Source organism: Thalassolituus oleivorans MIL-1 (assembly GCF_000355675.1).
Classification (GTDB): Bacteria; Pseudomonadota; Gammaproteobacteria; order Pseudomonadales; family Oceanobacteraceae; genus Thalassolituus; species Thalassolituus oleivorans.
In genome coordinates, this window is record NC_020888.1 from 994,410 (window position 1) to 1,009,440 (window position 15,031).

General features: G+C 47.4%; 13 protein-coding genes. 10 read left to right on the forward strand and 3 right to left on the reverse strand.

Annotation, left to right across the window (positions count from 1 at the left end; genetic code table 11):
• The first annotated feature begins 163 nt into the window (after window positions 1-163).
• From ppc to TOL_RS04525, 6 genes are all read left to right on the forward strand, one after another.
• A complete protein-coding gene (gene ppc / locus TOL_RS04500; protein WP_015486104.1) occupies window positions 164-2,797 on the forward strand; it encodes a phosphoenolpyruvate carboxylase in 2,634 nt (877 codons plus the stop codon).
• 325 nt (window positions 2,798-3,122) lie between these two features.
• Window positions 3,123-3,776 carry an adenylate kinase gene (gene adk, locus TOL_RS04505; protein WP_015486106.1) on the forward strand — a complete coding sequence of 218 codons (654 nt, stop codon included), beginning with the start codon at window positions 3,123-3,125 and terminating at the stop codon, window positions 3,774-3,776.
• A 469-nt stretch (window positions 3,777-4,245) separates the two neighbouring features.
• Window positions 4,246-5,448, forward strand: a complete 1,203-nt coding sequence (locus tag TOL_RS18170) for a hypothetical protein (RefSeq protein WP_015486108.1) — start codon at window positions 4,246-4,248, stop codon at window positions 5,446-5,448.
• Between the two features lie 160 nt (window positions 5,449-5,608).
• Window positions 5,609-6,301 (forward strand): tRNA (adenosine(37)-N6)-threonylcarbamoyltransferase complex dimerization subunit type 1 TsaB, encoded by a 693-nt coding sequence (tsaB, locus tag TOL_RS04515; protein ID WP_015486109.1) that lies wholly within the window; start codon window positions 5,609-5,611, stop codon window positions 6,299-6,301.
• 25 nt (window positions 6,302-6,326) lie between these two features.
• The gene (locus TOL_RS04520; RefSeq protein ID WP_015486110.1) at window positions 6,327-7,124 is read left to right on the forward strand and encodes an undecaprenyl-diphosphate phosphatase; all 798 of its coding nucleotides are present in this window, start codon (window positions 6,327-6,329) and stop codon (window positions 7,122-7,124) included.
• Window positions 7,125-7,130: 6 nt separating this feature from the next.
• Window positions 7,131-7,910 (forward strand): class I SAM-dependent methyltransferase, encoded by a 780-nt coding sequence (locus TOL_RS04525; RefSeq protein WP_015486111.1) that lies wholly within the window; start codon window positions 7,131-7,133, stop codon window positions 7,908-7,910.
• Window positions 7,911-7,993: 83 nt separating this feature from the next.
• Here TOL_RS04525 and plsB read toward each other — a convergent pair whose 3' ends face one another.
• Window positions 7,994-10,447: a glycerol-3-phosphate 1-O-acyltransferase PlsB gene (gene plsB / locus TOL_RS04530; protein ID WP_015486112.1), complete on the reverse strand. Its 2,454-nt coding sequence runs from the start codon at window positions 10,445-10,447 to the stop codon at window positions 7,994-7,996.
• Window positions 10,448-10,629: 182 nt separating this feature from the next.
• Window positions 10,630-10,875 (reverse strand): SlyX family protein, encoded by a 246-nt coding sequence (locus TOL_RS04535; RefSeq protein ID WP_015486113.1) that lies wholly within the window; start codon window positions 10,873-10,875, stop codon window positions 10,630-10,632.
• Between the two features lie 128 nt (window positions 10,876-11,003).
• On the opposite strand from TOL_RS04535, the gene TOL_RS19405 reads away from it, so the two are divergent.
• Entirely contained in the window at window positions 11,004-11,495 is a 492-nt protein-coding gene (locus tag TOL_RS19405; RefSeq protein ID WP_015486114.1) for a cold-shock protein, read from the forward strand.
• A gap of 270 nt (window positions 11,496-11,765) precedes the next feature.
• On the opposite strand, the gene TOL_RS04545 is transcribed toward TOL_RS19405, so the two are convergent.
• Window positions 11,766-12,539 carry an inositol monophosphatase family protein gene (locus TOL_RS04545; protein ID WP_015486116.1) on the reverse strand — a complete coding sequence of 258 codons (774 nt, stop codon included), beginning with the start codon at window positions 12,537-12,539 and terminating at the stop codon, window positions 11,766-11,768.
• Window positions 12,540-12,718: 179 nt separating this feature from the next.
• On the opposite strand from TOL_RS04545, the gene trmJ reads away from it, so the two are divergent.
• The 3 genes from trmJ to iscR all read left to right on the forward strand — a co-directional run bounded on the left by trmJ (window position 12,719) and on the right by iscR (window position 14,945).
• Window positions 12,719-13,516 (forward strand): tRNA (cytosine(32)/uridine(32)-2'-O)-methyltransferase TrmJ, encoded by a 798-nt coding sequence (gene trmJ / locus TOL_RS04550; RefSeq protein WP_015486117.1) that lies wholly within the window; start codon window positions 12,719-12,721, stop codon window positions 13,514-13,516.
• Window positions 13,513-14,352, forward strand: a complete 840-nt coding sequence (gene cysE / locus TOL_RS04555) for a serine O-acetyltransferase (RefSeq protein ID WP_015486118.1) — start codon at window positions 13,513-13,515, stop codon at window positions 14,350-14,352. The genes trmJ and cysE overlap by 4 nt, the downstream gene beginning before the upstream one ends.
• 110 nt (window positions 14,353-14,462) lie before the next feature.
• A complete protein-coding gene (iscR, locus tag TOL_RS04560) occupies window positions 14,463-14,945 on the forward strand; it encodes a Fe-S cluster assembly transcriptional regulator IscR (protein WP_015486119.1) in 483 nt (160 codons plus the stop codon).
• Window positions 14,946-15,031 lie beyond the last annotated feature (86 nt).

A 15,031-nucleotide genomic window follows, 5' to 3' on the forward strand; every position in this document is an offset into this window, starting at 1 on the left:
GCGCGGGCTAATTTATTACCTTATTTCATAGCATTCTCCTCACTGCTTATTTTTAGCACCATTGTTACCCTCATTTACTCCAGATCACAGCATAAGCGGTTGAAATTTAGTAGGAATGGGTCAATGCTTGATAGCAATGTTCGATCATTGCTAGGGGAACCCTATGGAAGAACTGGACGCATTGCTGCGCGACAAGGTCCGAGTGCTGGGTAGCCAGCTTGGTGGCACTATTGAACGACAGCTAGGCGATGGCATGCTTGAGCAAATTGAGCGTATTCGTAAACAAGCAAAGCTTGCCCGCCATGGCGATCCGAAAGAACGCGAAACACTCCTCGCCATGCTGCATGATATTTCTGATGATGAGCTTGGGCCTGTTGTACGCGGCTTTAATCAGTTTTTAAACTTGGCCAATATTGCCGAGCAGCAGCACGGAATTAGTTGGCGTCGCAGTGAACATCTGCAAGAAAATGTCGATAGCATGTTTAGCGAGTTACTTACTCGTTTAGAATCTTCAGGCATTCGTGGTATCGATTTAAGCCAGCAAGTTGCCGACGTTAATATTGAATTGGTATTAACCGCGCACCCAACGGAAATTACCCGCCGTACACTTATTCAAAAATATGATCACATAGCGCAGTTATTGCAGCGTCGCGATGATTTACGCGATGGCCATCCTGATTTAGCCAATATAGAACAAGAAATATCACTAATTATTGATGAGATTTGGCATACCGATGAAATTCGCCAAGTACGCCCAACGGCAGTCGATGAAGCGAAATGGGGTTTTGCCGTTATTGAAAACTCTTTGTGGTACGCCATTCCAGCCTTGCTACGAGATTTAGATCAAGAATTACGCGCACGTGGTAGTAGCGCTTTACCATTAACCGCCGTACCTATTCGTTTTTCGTCATGGATGGGCGGTGATCGCGACGGTAATCCGAATGTGACCGCGACCGTGACACGTGAAGTGCTATACCTCGCCCGCTGGATGGCCGCGGATTTGTTTTTACGGGATATAGAACTGTTAGGCATGCAGCTATCTATGAGTGAAGCATCAGCAGATATGCGTCAGCAATATACAGGTCGAGAACCTTACCGTGATTGCTTACACGATTTACGCAAAGGGCTAGAAGATACTCGTCGCTGGGCTGATGCTTGCGCCGCTGGAGAAAGCACTAAGAAAGTCCCAATACTCGAACGCGAAGATGTGATTCGGCCATTGAAGTTGTGCTATGACAGTTTGGTTGATTGCGGCATGGATACCATCGCCAATGGCATGTTGTTAGATACCATTCGTCGTGCAGCATGTTTTGGTATGTCGTTGGTTAGACTCGATGTCAGACAAGAGTCGACTCGTCACAGCGATGTGCTTCAAGCTATTTGTGAATATTATGGCTGGGGTGATTACAACGGCTGGACAGAAGACGAAAAGCAAACGTTTTTGCTGCGTGAGTTAACTTCACGGCGCCCATTAATCCCCAACTTCTGGACACCTTCAGCAGAGGTGCAAGAAGTATTGGATACCATGGCGGTGTTAGCAACGCCTGCTGGTGATGGCGTATCTTGCTACATTATTTCGATGGCCAGCGAGCCTTCCGATATTTTAGCGGTAGCACTTTTGTTGCAAGCCTGTGGCGTTAAACGTTTATTACCGATTGTGCCTTTATTCGAAACTTTGTCGGACTTAGAGCAGTCAGGTCCGCGTATGGATAAATTATGGTCCTTACCTTGGTATCGCGAATACAGCATGTGTCGCCAGCAAGTGATGATAGGTTATTCTGACTCGTCTAAAGATGCCGGCCAATTGGCGGCTGTTTGGGCGCAGTATCAGGCGCAAGAAACTTTGTCGCGCGTGGCAGCCGAGCAAGGTATTAAATTACGTTTATTTCATGGCCGTGGCGGTACCGTTGGACGCGGAGGTGGCCCTGCGCAACGCGCTATTTTGGCGCAACCACCGGGTTCAGTAACGGGCGGATTACGCGTGACCGAGCAGGGCGAAATGATCCGCTTTAAATTTGGTTTGCCAGCGGTTGCTCAGCGTAATCTTAAAGTTTATGTGTCAGCTGTATTAGAGGCTAACTTATTACCGCCAGCCCATCCAAAAGACGAATGGCGAGAGATGATGTCGCAATTAGCGGCTGCAGGCGTTTCTTCTTATCGCGCAATGGTTAAAGACAATCCTGATTTTGTGCGTTATTTCCGTGCGGCAACGCCAGAGTCGGAATTAGGAAAATTATCTTTGGGCAGTCGTCCTGCGCGCCGTCGTTCTGGTGGCGGTATTGAAACATTACGCGCTATTCCTTGGATTTTTGCTTGGACGCAAATGCGCTTAATGTTGCCTGCTTGGTTAGGTGCTGACGATGCGCTTCGAGTTCAGGTCGATAACGAGCAATTACCACGACTTAAAGAAATGTATAGTGACTGGCCATTTTTCCGGACTTACATCGACATGCTAGAGATGGTGTTGTCGAAAGCCGACCCGGCAATTGCACAGTATTATGAAGAACGTTTGGTTGAGCCAGAGCTACAGCCAATCGGTAGCGTTTTACGTGAGCGTCTGGCGAATATGCGCAAGCTAGTGTTGGCAGTAAAAGAGCAAACAATGTTGTTGGAAAATAATAAAGCGCTGCAATATTCTATGCAGGTACGCGATCCTTATACCGATCCGTTGCACTATTTACAGGCCGAGCTTTTGTATCGTGAACGTCAGGCTGCCGATATGGTTAGCAGCCAAGTTGAACGTGCTTTAATGGTGACGATGGCGGGCATCGCTGCCGGGATGCGTAATACCGGATAGCAATGAGTAATGTAGGCTCGATTTTGCTCACGACAGGATAGTTCTGTGCCTAGATTGTGCGTATTGCTCATATTCCGTGCCTCGGCTATTTCAGCCGAGGTTTTACGCAAAGCCTAGTATTTATGCGGGTTGTAGCCCTAGTTATCTTCTGTTGCACGGTTCAATAACGACCAAAGTCGATACTTCTTAACGGGCAAAATTCTCTACAATCACTTGAGACTAAAGCGCCTTCGGAGTAAGGTTAGGCCTATTTTTTCGCCAACCTGATCAAAATTTAAACAATATGTTCAGGCGGCCAGTTTTTTTAATCTCGAGGAGTATGCGCATGCGCGTGATTCTATTGGGTGCGCCAGGTGCTGGTAAAGGTACTCAGGCCCAGTTTATATGTGAACAGTTTGCTATTCCGCAAATCTCTACTGGGGATATGCTACGCGCTGCTGTTAAAGCCGGCAGTGAGCTTGGTTTAAAGGTAAAAGAAATCATGGAAACCGGCGGTTTGGTTTCTGATGAAATCATTATCGACCTAGTTAAAGAACGTATTCAACAAGACGACTGTGTAAACGGTTTTCTATTTGATGGTTTCCCGCGCACGATTCCGCAAGCGGAAGCGTTATTAGAAGGCGGTGTGGAAATTGATCATGTTGTTGAAATTGACGTAGCTGATGAAGAAATTGTTAAACGTCTAAGTGGGCGTCGCGTACATCCTGGTTCTGGTCGTGTTTATCACCTAGTTTACAATCCACCAAAAGTGGAAGGTAAAGACGATGAAACGGGTGACGAGTTAGTTCAGCGTCCGGATGATGAAGAAGATACTGTGCGTAAGCGTTTAGCTATTTATCATGATCAAACAGCGCCTTTAGTTAGCTTCTATAAAAAGTTAGAAGCAGAAAAGGGCGATAGCGCGCCAAAGTATAGTCACATTCCTGGTGTTGGTTCGTTAAACGATATTACTGCGAAGGTATTGGCTGCTTTAGCTTAATCCTGAATCGTTATCGAAAGAGAAGAGGCCTTATGGCCTCTTTTTTTATTTTTGTCTCGGCACCGCATATCTTCTCCCCTAGTTAATCTATAGCAATGATCAATTCATACAGGTGCATATATTCGACCTAACATTGGTTATTCTTCGGCATCCAGCTGCCTTGGTAATACCTTAAGTTATTTGAAAAAGGTGTTATTGCCTTTTCTTTAGAGCCGGTCAAAAGCGTCAATATGAATATGTCGTTAGACGCAGATACTTATTTGAATAGAAAAAAATCGGTTCATATCATTCAAATGATGAACTTTTACCGCCAAAAGGACATTAATAGTGCTAATTCACATAATATTGATAAACAACTTTTGGTTTTTTTAAATAAAAATACTATTATTGCTTCAGTTGGCTTATGCACACTATTAAGTTGTGCTAGCGTTAGCTTACCTGATCAGGCAAATATTAGAGGATTCAACCTATGGCTAGACCTAAAAAAGCTCCTGCCAAACGCGGACGTAAACCTGCTGTTAAAACAGTAGCTACTTCTGTCGTTCCAGCAGCAATTGCAAAAGCAACTGCAGCAGTAGAAAAAGCAGCTGTTGCAATTACTAAGCAACAAGAGCGCGTAGACGCAGCACTTAAAAAAGCAGCTGAAGCGAAAACTAAAGCCGCAGGCCCGCGTGCAACTGCAGCTGCAAAGCGTGCTGTTGTTTCAGCCGCAGCTAAAGTTAAAGCAGAAAAAGAAAAGTTGGCAGCTCTTCGTGCAACACTAACTGCAGCGAAGGCAGATCTTAAGTCAGCACAGGTTGAAGTTCGTATCGCCGATGCAACTGAACAAGCTAAAACTGCAATTGCAGCATTTGAAGCTTCTATTGCTGCTAAAGCAGATGCCGAATTGGCAAAAGCATTGGCAGCATTTGAAGTTAAATGGCGTAAAACTCGCAGCACCCAAGACGCTGCTAAAGTAAAAGCGCAAGCTGCTCGTGAAGAAAAGAAAGCTGCCGCTACTATTAAAAAATTAGCGGGCTCAACAGCTACTGCTAAGCCAGCGGCAAAACGTGGTCGTCCAGCGAAAGCAGCGACTACAGCAACAGCTTCAGCAGCACCGAAGAAACGTGGTCGTCCAGCGAAAGCAGCAGCCACTCCTGCAGCCGCTCCAAAAAAACGTGGTCGCCCAGCGAAAGCCGCTACGGCAGCAGCTCCAGCAGCCGCTCCAAAAAAACGCGGTCGTCCAGCGAAAGCTGCAACGACTGAAGCTGTAGCTAAGCCAGCTGCAAAGCGTGGTCGTCCAGCGAAAGCCGCTACGACTGCAGCCGTAGCTAAGCCAGCTGCAAAGCGTGGTCGCCCAGCGAAAGCCGCAACGACTGAAGCCGCTGCTAAACCAGCTGCAAAGCGTGGTCGTCCAGCGAAAGCCGCAACGACTGAAGCCGCTGCTAAGCCAGCTGCAAAGCGTGGTCGTCCAGCGAAAGCCGCAACGACTGAAGCCGCAGCTAAACCAGCTGCAAAGCGTGGTCGTCCAGCGAAAGCAGCAACTACCCCAGCTAAGCCTGCAGCAAAGCGTGGCCGCCCAGCGAAAGCCGCTGCCGCGCCAGTTGCTGACAAAGCCGCAGAGCCAGTTGTTGCATCAGTATTTGATGCACCAGCAGAAGCACCAGTAGTTGAAACTCCAGCAGCAGAATAAAACCTTTAGGTTTTATTTGATGTGCTAATAAAAAACCCGGCTTGCCGGGTTTTTTATTGTCTGTGATTTGGCTTTTATGTTGAACCGTGGTGATTATTACGGGCGACGTTGGGTAAAATTCCTTGGTATACTTCGAGCGCATTTTCAGTGGTATCTAATCATGGCCAGTTTGTTAGTTATCGATGCTTCGTCGTCGTTATGTTCTGTTGCGGTTTGGCATGAAGAAAAATTATTTGCATTAACCGAAGAGCAGCCCCGTCGTCATGCGCAGCGCTTGTTGCCTATGATTGATGAAGCCCTTAGTGATTGTGGCTTAACAGCCGCGCAACTTGATGGCATTGCCTATGGTTGTGGGCCTGGTTCTTTTACGGGTATTCGTATTGCTGCTTCGGTTACTCAAGGTATTGCTTTGGCTTTGGATTTACCTGTTAAAGGTATTTCGTCCCTACAAGCTGTTGCGCAGGCGGCCTTCAGTGCGAGCTCTGCCAATGAAGTCATGGCGATTATGGATGCTCACATGGGTGAAGTTTTCTGGGGGCATTTTCAGCGCGATGGAAAGTTAAGTCGTGCGCTTGCAGCCGAGCAAGTTGGAAGTCCTGACGCTTGTATCAGTGATATGACTAATTTTAATGGCATTCTTGCCGGAGATGGACTGCAGCTTCCAGTATTCGCGGAGTTGGATGCCGAGTTAGCGATGTTACGTCCTGAAGCACGCATGATGGTGCCCTTGGTTATTGATGCGTGGGATAAAGGATTATTTACCGATGCCGAGAACCAACAGCCGGTTTATTTGCGTAATTCTGTTGCTTGGAAAAAACTGGACGAACAGCCCAGTCTCCTTAAACGCATTTAACTTATTCTCTCTGTAAGGACTTTGTGTGGATACATTAGAAATTGTTGTATTAGCTATTCTGCAGGGCTTAACTGAATTTTTACCCATTTCCAGTTCGGCGCATCTTATTTTACCGTCGCGGTTATTTGGCTGGGATGACCAAGGACTCGCTTTCGACGTTGCTGTTCATGTTGGTACATTAGCCGCGGTTATTATTTATTTTCGCAAAGACATACAGCAACTCGTTACGCGTTGGTGTGTTACCGGCTGGACCCGCAATCCTGATTCCGACGCGCGCTTAGCGTGGTATGTCATTTTGGCAACGATTCCGGCAGGACTAGCCGGTTTGCTACTTGAGAGTTGGATTGAAGAGAATCTGCGTTCAACACTGGTGATTGCCATCACCACAATCGGCTTTGGTTTATTGCTGGGTTATTCGGATATTGTCCGTAAAGAACGTTTAACCTTAGCTAATATGACCTTGATGATTGCGCTAGTCATTGGCTTGGCGCAAATGATTGCCTTAATTCCAGGTACATCGCGTTCTGGGATTACGATGACAGCTGCTTTATTGCTCGGATTACATCGTGTTGATGCTGCTCGTTTTTCATTTTTATTATCCATACCGTTAATTCTCGCCGCTGGCGGTCTTAAAACGCTGGAGCTGTTGCAGTCAGTTGCACCTGTCGATTGGCAAGCATTAGGCTTAGGTGTGCTAATTTCTGCGATCAGTGCTTGGGTATGTATTTACTACTTCCTCGCGTTTATCAGTCGCATCGGTATGTTGCCATTCGTTGTTTATCGCCTATTGCTGGGTGGTATCTTGCTTCTATTTTTTGTTTAGCGTTTTATGCCGAGTTTGATTTGTCTTGTGCCTGAGTTGGCGCAGCGAGCTCAGGTTATTGCTACTCGTTTTGGATTAACGCTAGCAGAACCTACCTTGTTAGATACTTCTGGCTTTCATTTGTGTCTTGATCAAACTGGCTTAAGTTTGCGTCAGGGCGAGCAAACCCGTACTGCGGTTCAGGTCGATTTTAGCGGTGGGGCAGCAGCACATCGCCGTCGGTTTGGTGGTGGTAAAGGGCAAGATATCGCCAAGGCCATTGGTATTACTGGTGCGTATCAACCGACGGTTGTCGACGCCACAGCGGGTCTTGGGCGCGATAGTTTTGTATTGGCGACCCTTGGTTGTCGAGTACAAGCCTTTGAGCGTCAGCCCGTGGTAGCGGCCTTGCTGGAAGATGGTTTACAGCGCGCCGCATATGATCCAGAAATTGCCGACATTATCGAACGTATCACGCTCTCGTTTGGCAGTAGCCATCAATTGCTACAAGCACCAAGTGAGGGGTATTTAGCCGATGTTATTTATCTTGATCCTATGTTTGATCACGATCCCAAAGCGACTGCGCAAGTAAAAAAGGACATGCAGGCGTTTCGTGATGTGGTCGGGCAAGATATGGATGCCGATGACTTACTTGAGCGTGCACTTGCCTGTGCGCGTTGTCGCGTGGTGGTAAAGCGTGGTCGCAAAGCTGCTCCCTTAGCGGGGCGTGCGCCAAGTTATGCTTTAACGGGTAAAGCTAATCGCTTTGATGTGTATGCATTGGCTAAGGTGCTTCCGCCGAGCTAAATGTCAGGCGATCCGCGTAAATCAAGATTGAAAAAAGGCGTAGCTCTAATCTAGAGCTACGCCTTTTTTGTAGGCTGCGCTTTTTATAGGCTGCGTAAGATACTTTGACGCAGTGCGCCATCAAGTACCTGTTCTAATGCCTCAGATAGCGCATTAATCGCCGGCTCTACAATTAAGGTTCCATCTTCATGACGGCGTAGCATGCCATTGCTAATAAGCTCTTGGATCAAGGTACGGAATAGCGCTTTATCGAAAAATTCCGGTGCATTAATTCCATAAAGCATACTGATGCGCTGTGCTACTTGGGTACACTGATCTTCTAACTCGACTGCGGTTAATGCGTTTGAGCCTTTGTTTATTAAGCGCGATAGCGTTAAGAAATAGCGCTCTAATGTTTGCATTACATGTGCAGCTAATCCTTCTAAAAGAGCGAATTTGTCACTGCTTGACGGTGTCGCATGGAAGCCTTGTTCGTGTTCGATTAAATAACCGGATTCGGTAAGGATATTCAGCCAGCGATGAATATCACTCTCTAAATCTTCAGCTTTCCATTGTAAAAACAGTTCCGCTTGTAAGTACGGGTACAGGCAGCGAATCGTGCTCAAGACTTCTTCAGAGGTGTAGCGACGGTTATTTACGAACAAGCACGCGATTAAAGATGGTAGCGCTAAAACGTGCAATACGTTATTGCGGTAGTAGGTAAGAGTGACCGCTTGACGATCATTCGTTTGGATTAGATCGCCCATTGGGTGAGGAGAGCGCGAAACAATATCTAATTTTTCATTGTAGCTTAACCACTCAGAGCCAGTGCCTTCTGGTAATACTGTTAGATGGCTATACGGTGCTTGCTTGAGCAAATCGCGATACGCTTCCATTTGCACAACCAGTTGTTGCTCGTCCATCGCTTGGCGTGGAGCCGACAGTATACTCAAGGCCATTAAGTTAACTGGGTTAACCGATGTTGCGCGGTTAATTTCTGTGGCCACTTGTAAGGCTAAATCATCAACCATTTTTGGTGCCCACTCTGGGCGATAATTACACTCAGTGTAATCCTCTTCGCGCCATTGAGGACGACGCTCATTTAAAAATTCAGTGAAGTAAATTGGATCGCCAAACGTTACGTTTACTTTGCCGAACGAGTTCTTGAAAGAGCGTAAAGTGCCGAGCACACCTAGCAAGCTCTCTTTTTTCTTTTTCTGGCCGCGTAACTCGCCCAGATAACTGTTGGCTTCAAATACTTTTTCGTAGCCTGTATAAATCGGCATGAAAATAATTGGCTTACGCGAATCGCGCAAATAGCTGCGCAGTGTCATGGCTAACATGCCTGCTTTGGGTGTTAGGGTGCGACCAGTGCGACTACGCCCACCTTCAACAAAATATTCGGCAGAATAGCCGTGGGTGAAAATAGAGTGCAGGTACTCATCAAATACTGCGGCGTACAATTTATTGTCACGGAAGGTACGGCGCATGAAGAATGCGCCGCCGCGTCTTAGAATGGAACCGACAATAGGCATGTTTAAGTTAATGCCAGCTGCAATTTGCGGCATTTGTAAGCCTTTGTGGTAAAGCACATAAGACAGTAGTAAGTAATCAATGTGGCTACGATGGCAAGGAACATAAATGATGGTGTTGTCTTTGCTGATGTCGCGCAGATGGCCAATATTATGCAGTTCTATGCCGTTGTATATTTTGTTCCAAACCCAAGTCAGCATGACATCGAGGAAACGGATATTGGTATAGGAAATATTTGAAGCAATTTCGTCGGCATATTTAAGTGCTTGTGCCTGAAGCTTTGCTCTTGGTTTTCCTTGTTTTTCTATTTCATCTTCGATGGCTTTGCGCACCATAGGACGATTAGGTAATTGATGCACAAGCGTACGGCGGTGTGATAGGTCTGGCCCGAGAACCGAAGCTGATACCTGGCGGTTGTGCACTCGTAGTACACGGGCAACTTTCCGCGCTAACAATTCTGGTGATTTTTCACTGTCGTACAAGTCGCGTAAGGAGATAGGGCGACTAAAGTGAACGAATGTGTTGCGACCATTGAGTAAAATAGCCATTAGCGTTAAAACTCGACCACCAAGCGCTCCGCTGCTTTGCAACCAAATGCGTAAAAATGAGCGTTCTTTTTCTGGTGCACGGCCCCAGAATACGCGAACCGGAACAATTTGAATTTCGCGTTGCTCGTCTTCTGAAAGCCACTCGGCATGCTTAATTAATTGGCGTGCGACAATAGGCACCCCTTGTTTGCGGAATGGAACCGACGAGCGACGATAAATGCTGAAATAGGGCTTGGCGGATAAACCGGCACTTTGGGCCTGACGGCGAGGGCTAGGCCAGTTGAACTTATTTACTTCTCGGTCAATAACGAGTTGTTCGCCGTAGGACGGGTAGAGTGTCGCGTAGATAATCGGCTTATTTGGATCAATGTCGAACTCACTGACATCGGGTCCGATGATTTTGGTTTTGATAACGCTGTAGAGCAATTTTTGCTGCCAGCGAAAAATACTTGAACGGATACTTTTAAACAAACTCATAAAATTCTCTGGTGTCACTAATTCGCGGCGCTAGTGTACCCCTTGGCAGTTACAGTTGAAATGTCGGTATGAGGCATTCAGCAGTGAATTTCTGCCGATATATAGCTTATGTAGTGATTCTGTTCGTATAAAAAGAAGAGCGAGGGCAAAGGGCGCAGGTGTGACATCCCGCGCCAAGACGACTAATAATGTGGTGGAGGCGGTTCATCAGCAAAATCTCGCAGACCAGAATCTTGATTCTGCATCTGCTCTAGGCGTTGGTTCATCATCTGCATGGCTTGACGCGCCATAAGAAAATCTTGGGTGACGGACGATAGTTGATTGTTGAGGGTATCGACGATTTCTTCTAAAAACGCCATGCGCGTTTCAAGCTCTTCGATGCGTAATTGCTGCTTTTCTGCACTTATTTGTGCGTTATCACTGCTCATGGTTCAGACACTCTAGCTATCGTGTTGATTTTTTTAATGAATTGGGCTTTCATAGCCCACTTGGCAATGGCTTTGTTGCCGACATATTTGTGACATCTGTGATAATAACGAGTGATACGAGATAACGCATGGGTAAATTGCTAGTACGTAAAATAATTGTGGCATTGGTGTTCGCCATTGTTTCTCCGTTTGTAGTCGCCGCATTGTTAAGTGGCATGACGGAGGGGCTCACCTTGGCGAATGGTGAACTTCTTAACTCAGACAACCTGACAACGGTTGTTGGTATGACTGATCTTTTGATTGTGATCGGTGTTCTTACGTTTCTAATTAGCTTGGGCTCAGCCTTTTTAGTGCCTTCGCGTCGTCGTCGCCAGCGTAGTAGTGGCACGATTGTGGAAAGCGATGTTGAAGATGGTCGTGAGCGCGGTGTTGTTAAATGGTTTAACGTGAAAAAAGGCTTCGGTTTTATTACTTGGGACGAAGGTGAAGATGTATTTGTTCACTTCCGCTCAATCCGTGGTCAAGGTCATCGTTCATTGACTGAAGGTCAACGCGTTAAGTTTAGCGTTGTGCGTGGCCAAAAAGGTCCGCAAGCGGAAGATGTTTCTGCTGTTCGTTAAGCGCTAAAGCGTAGATAAAAAAAGCGACTCATAGAGTCGCTTTTTTATGCCTGGTCACTCGTGATGCTCGATGGTGTGTAACTCAAGTTCGTCACAGCACTGAGGTTCAGCAAGCCAGCCTAATAATAGGGTAATTTGATGCCAGATCATGAAGGACTCCTCCAAAGGTGTCTTTCGTCAGTATAGGTAGGCATCCGAGTTCAACCAGTATCAGGCAATCATTAGACATGATTGTCCGGTACTGGCTAATAGACAAGCAACGCATCGAGTTTAGTCGAGGGTTAGCAATGTCTTCAATAAGCGAGGATTGGTGATCACGATATTTGCAGGAGCAACGATACGTGGTTGGCCTGTTACGTCGGCCAGTAAACAACCCGCTTCAGAAGCTAGTAAGCTGCCTGCCGTTAATGAGAACGAATCGACATCTGACAGTAAAGCAGCTTGGAAGCGATCAGCAGCAACATATGCCATTGATAACGCGTTGGAGCCAATGCTGCGTAAATCGTAGTTCTTCATTAGAAGCTGCTGGATTTTCGCGCGTTGCTCATAGCCTGACTCGCTCAAACCTAGTGGCTGAGTGAAGCCAATCATGGCGTCGGTCAATGTGTTGAGGCCACCGCAGCGGATGCGGCGATTGTTTAGCTGTGCACCACGTCCTCGGGAAGCTGTGAATTCGTCACCGTTCATCGGGTTCAGAATAACAGCGTGATCCGTTTTACCGTGATTCACACAAGCTATGATGATAGCAAATGCAGGAATCCCTACGCGGAAGTTGGCAACGTCGTCGATGACGCACACCTGCCACGTTGGTTGCTTAGTGTCGCCAGCATTGAGGCCGGTTTCGCGACCTTCAAAGTTATTGTCTGGTAGCGCCTTCTTCAATTCGAAGATGATGCCTTTTTCCAAACCGATGGTGCAATCGGCGACAAATTTTGCTTTTTCTTGATCCGTACTTTGGGACGAATCGAAGCGGTCAAGACGGCGGACAAGGTCCAGACCTGCGTTACGCGCAGCGCGCAACGCCAAGTTAACCATGGGCTGCATAGGGGTTGCTATCTCTTAAAGAACAGTTGAAACAAATTCGGCCGCGGATTATAGCAGCCTGTGAGTGGTTGGCGAAGCCAATTTTGCGTTACACTTGCCGACCCTCGATTAGCAAGCACTTGCTTGTCGTCTTTGAATCTCGAAAAGGTCCGCAGAAGGTCCGCAAAAGGCAGGTTTAGATGCTCGACCAAATTCGCATAGTGATGGTAAACACAACGCACTCCGGCAACATAGGCGCGGCAGCGCGAGCCATGAAAAACATGGGGCTGAGCCGTTTATACCTAGTCGATCCTATTGCCAGCATAGATGAAGACGCGATCCAGCGTTCATCTCGTGCCGACGATATTTTGCGTAACGCCGTCATTTGCCCAACATTAGACGATGCGATTGCGGATTGTGGCCTAGTCGTGGGCACAAGTGCTCGCAGTCGTCATATTCCGTGGCCGTTAATGAATCCTCGTCAATGTGCAGCGAAAGCGGCAGAAGTAGCTGTGAATAATCAGGTGGCCTTGGTTTTTGGTCGAGAATCGCGTGGTTTAACGAATGAAGAGCTGCATAAGTGCAACGCACACGTACACATTCCCACCGACGAGGAATTCTCGTCGCTGAATGTTGCCCAAGCCATTCAGGTGATGGCCTATGAACTGCGGCTGGCGGCCATTGGCGATGTACACGAGGATGCGCAGTGGGGTGTTAATTGGGATTATCCTCTGGCGACTCATGGGGAGTTGAACGGTATGTTGCAGCATATGGAGAAAACTCTCATTGAGATTGGCTTCCTCGACCCCAATACTCCTAAGCAGCTGATGCCTCGTATTCAGCGGTTGTTCCAGCGTGCTGCGCCGGACAAGTTAGAAATTAATATATTGCGCGGCATGTTAGCGGCAGTTGGTAAGCAAACTGCGCTAGTATCCGCTCAAGATACCTCTGTTGTGGATACGCCAGAGGCTCAGGATCAACAAGAGGATTCGCTGTGAGTTTTAAACAATTTCGTGAAGACATCGCTTGCGTTTTTGAGCGCGATCCTGCGGCAAGAAACACGTTTGAGGTGCTGACAACCTACCCTGGGGTGCACGCGATTTTGCATCATCGTATTGCTAATTGGTTATGGCACAAAGGCCTTAAGTGGCTGGCGCGTATGCTGTCGACCTTTAGCCGTTGGATGACTGGCATTGAGATTCATCCCGGAGCCACCATTGGTCGCCGCTTTTTTATTGATCACGGCATGGGTGTAGTCATCGGTGAGACGGCAGAAATTGGCGATGACTGCACGCTTTATCACGGGGTAACGCTGGGCGGTACTAGCTGGAAAAAAGGTAAGCGTCATCCTACTTTGCTGGATGGCGTAGTCGTTGGTGCAGGGGCCAAAGTTCTGGGACCTATTACCGTCGGCAAAGAGGCTCGTATTGGTTCTAATGCGGTAGTGACTAAAGATGTGCCGGAAGGCGTCACTGTGGTGGGTATTCCTGGTCGTATCGTGCGCAAGGCTGCAACAAAAGCATCGTCTGAATTGGAAGATCGTCGTCGCGCGATTGCTGCGAAAATTGGTTTTGATGCCTATGGTATGGCCGACGAAATGCCAGATCCGATTGCTCGTTCGATCCATAACCTTATGGATCATATGCACGCCGTTGATGGCAAGATCGATAGTATGTGTCGGGCGTTGAATCGTCTTGGCGATCACACCTGTGACGAAGCTCTGCCGGAACTTGAGAAAGAAACTTTTGTTTGCCTGCATGAGCGTTTAAAGCGTGATGAGGACGGAGTGTTGCCAGAAGGTACGGACATTGCGGATGAAAAGCCGAACGCTTAGATAATTGGTAATTCTCAAGTAAACAAGATGGATTTCAGGTCGGTTATAGTTGACTGAAATAGTAGGGCATCCGCATAATGCTTCTCAATTACTGTTTTTAGGAGTCCCTTATGCGTTTGACGACCAAAGGCCGTTATGCGGTCACCGCGATGTTAGATTTGGCATTGCATGCCAGTCGCGGCCCGGTAAGCCTTAATGATATTTCTGGTCGTCAGGGGATTTCGCTGTCTTATTTAGAGCAGTTGTTCGCTAAATTACGCCGCAGCGGTTTAGTCGCTAGCGTTCGTGGCCCAGGTGGTGGTTATCGCTTAAGTCGTGAAGACACAAGCATCAACGTTGCTGAAATTGTCGATGCCGTTAATGAATCAATGGATGCCACCCGTTGTAATCGCAAGGGTGACTGCCAAGAAGGTCTAGAGTGCTTAACGCATCATCTTTGGTTGGACCTGAGCGATCAGATCCACAATTTTTTAAGCGATATCACTCTAAATGCTTTGATAGAGCGTCGTGAAATCCAAGCCACCGCAGCGCGCCAAGACGAGCGCGCCAACAGCCGCATTGATCTATTGCTGAGCTCCGAAGGTTCCAACTAAGTTCTGTTCTAGCGGTTAGCTAAGTGATGTCGCCGTTCGAATCAGCACTTGACCTTACAGGCGTCATACGCAAAATGGCGGCCTAA